Here is a 2,594-nt window from a genome sequence, read left to right on the forward strand (position 1 = left end):
CCCCCGGAATGCCCCCGGCCGGCCCGCGGGCAGGCTAGCGCCAGCCGTCCACCGGCCAGCTCATAAAAGCAGGCTCCTCATACGGGTGGGCAGCGCGCAGGGCCAGCACCACGGCCTCGAGCAGCTCTTCCTCAACAACGCATTCGATCCTGTCTTCAGCCACGGTGGCCGCCCGCCCTTCCCCGCCAATGAATGGCGTCGCCCCTACGCCCGGCGTGAAGTGGCCGGTCCCGGGTGTGATGAAGGAACAATGCGAGTAGTTGCCCAGCTGGCCCGCTCCGGCATCGCCGATGGCTGACAGCAGCATTTCGGTGTGGGTCGCAGGGACGTAAATCACCAGGGCATTCAGGCGGGTCATGGCTTCATCGTCCCAGTAACCGCAGGTGTCAACGCCCACTTTTCATTGCTTATCCGGCGGGCAGGCCTGATCATGGGTATGTACACCGATTGGGGCAATCTCAAGATTGTGAGCTGCGGGGCCTGGCGCGACGGCCGGACCCGGCAGCTCAACGGGTACCGGTGGAATGGGCGCGTTGGGGGCGTCCATTTTGGCGTTAAGGCGCGGGGTCGTTTCCTCGGGCCGGCCGTGCGGGCTGGGGCCCGGGGCGTCAATTGGGCGAAGCCGAAAAGTTCAGGTAGTCTAGTATCTGCTTTTGATTCAGAAGCAGCTGGAGAATTCGCCTAGCGGCCTATGGCGCACGCCTGGAACGCGTGTTGGGTTAACGCCCTCGGGGGTTCAAATCCCCCATTCTCCGCGCAATTAATCCCGGTCCTGACCTATGTCAGGGCCGGGATTTTGCATTTTGCGGGCACACCCGCATTTCATCTGCATGGGCTATCCGGAGCCGATTTTTCCCTCGACGGTGATATTTTCAGCTGTCGAAGTTGTAGCCCAGCCGCCTGAGCCGCTCGCGGGCAGCGAGTTCGCTGGGTCCCCGCCGTCCCAATGCCAGGCGTACGACGCCGAGAGCCACTGTGGTGGCGAACCGCACCGGCAGGGGGAGGGGCCCTAAAGACGGCACGCGAAGACCAAGCATGCGGCGGTACTTCGGCTCGAGGCTGTACACGGCGCCTGCGAACATCACCCGGTAGCCCGGGCGCAGCAGCGGATGCAGCGGCGGGTTGCGGATGAACTCAACAGTTTCTGCGAGCCGGCTGTCCGCGCGGAGCTCCCCGGCGTCGTACCAGCGGTCCAGTTGCCCGCGCATCTCCGCCTCGGTAAGCGGCGGATCCTCTACCCCCATCAGCCGGCCGGCCTGGGCCCACTCACGGACATAGGCATCCGGGCCGCCCGGGATGGTGCCGCCCCAGATCTTGTGGGCCGTCAGGAAAGCGTCCACGAAGGCGATGTGGACCCACCGTGCCAGATCGGGATCGTTGGCCGAGTAGCTTCGCTGCATGCCGTGGCCGTTGGTGAAGCTGCCCTGCACGGGCTCGTGCAGGCGCCGAAGCCGCGCCGACGCCTCCTCGGCGGCAGCCTTGGACCCGTACGTCACGGTGAAGATCCAGCGGATGGTCCGGGCCAGCCTGCCCAACGGATCGTCCCGGAAAGCCGAATGCTCGTGGACTCCGGCCAAGGCGGCAGGATGCAGGGCCTGCATCAGCAGCGCGCGGATCCCGGCAACAATTGTCGGCATGGAACCATGCACCGCCCACACCGCGGAGCCTGGCAGGTGGTAGCCGGGATCGTCCCCTTCGGCAAGGTGCGGAACCCATGCCGGAAGGGCATCAGCGCTGCCGGTAAAGGCACGCTTCAACTCGCCCTGCCATTCCCTGAGGAGGTTGCGCATATCCCCATTCTGTCGCAGATTTCCTGCCGGCAGGACGGCCCACCGGCTGGGGGCCACAAAATATCCACAACGCTTGGACGCCGGGGTTCACAGGCTCCATTCGATGTGGTCCCATGAGAGGGTACGCCTGTTCGGATTGGGGTCCAGCGGGTCTATCCGGGAGTCGACGCGTGGGAAATCATTGGGGAGCAGGCCGCGGGAGGGAGTCCGCCGGACCCTGTGCTTCAGCGGTGCGCGTGCTCGCGGCCGCCGTGGCGGTTTCTGCCTCAGCCCTGGCTCTCGGACTCCCATGGATCCCGCCGCCCGGCAAAACGTCCGACGTCGGTCCGGCAGCCCTGAGCGCAGGCCCCGCAACGTCTGTGGTCACCCCTCCGTCGGTGGGCCCGTCCGGGACCGTCGAACAGACGCCGCTTCCGGCGCCGGCCGGCGGCTTTGCTATCGACGCCAGGGCGCTGGTCCCTTTCCACCGCACCATCGTTACGAGCGTGGCAAAGGGTGAGCAGCCCAAGCTCAATGTTGCCTCGGCAGGCTTGAAGCGGCCGCCCGCTGGATCCCTGATGGCTCCGCTGGAAGTGCTCAACGAGAGCTCACACTTTGGGTACCGGGTCAGTCCGCTCACCGGCTCCGGCGGGGACTTTCATCTGGGCCAGGACTACGCAGCCCGCTGCGGCACCAGGGTCTACGCCGCGGACACCGGGGTGGTGCGGGCGGCGGGCTGGCACCCTTGGGGTGGCGGCAACCGGGTGGAGATTGACCACGGCAATGGCCTCATCACCACGTACAACCACCTGGAAGCCGTCGCCG

3 protein-coding genes and 1 tRNA gene are annotated in these 2,594 nt (G+C 66.3%); 2 read left to right on the forward strand and 2 right to left on the reverse strand.

The features are described from left to right. Positions 1 to 34: 34 nt before the first annotated feature. The gene (locus tag DBR22_RS23100; protein WP_108600893.1) at positions 35 to 358 is read right to left on the reverse strand and encodes a hypothetical protein; all 324 of its coding nucleotides are present in this window, start codon (positions 356 to 358) and stop codon (positions 35 to 37) included. Positions 359 to 670: 312 nt separating this feature from the next. Here DBR22_RS23100 and DBR22_RS23105 point away from each other — a divergent pair. Then, positions 671 to 755: transfer RNA gene (locus DBR22_RS23105), tRNA-Ser, on the forward strand. A 117-nt stretch (positions 756 to 872) separates the two neighbouring features. Here DBR22_RS23105 and DBR22_RS23110 read toward each other — a convergent pair. Then, on the reverse strand, positions 873 to 1,790 hold the full coding sequence (locus DBR22_RS23110) for an oxygenase MpaB family protein (RefSeq protein WP_108600892.1): 918 nt from the start codon (positions 1,788 to 1,790) through the stop codon (positions 873 to 875). Between the two features lie 230 nt (positions 1,791 to 2,020). Here DBR22_RS23110 and DBR22_RS25125 point away from each other — a divergent pair. Continuing rightward, a partial coding sequence (locus DBR22_RS25125; RefSeq protein WP_258229428.1) for a M23 family metallopeptidase occupies positions 2,021 to 2,594 on the forward strand: 574 nt, incomplete at its 3' end.

It is taken from the genome of Arthrobacter sp. HMWF013 (genome assembly GCF_003061105.1).
Classification (GTDB): Bacteria; Actinomycetota; Actinomycetes; order Actinomycetales; family Micrococcaceae; genus Arthrobacter.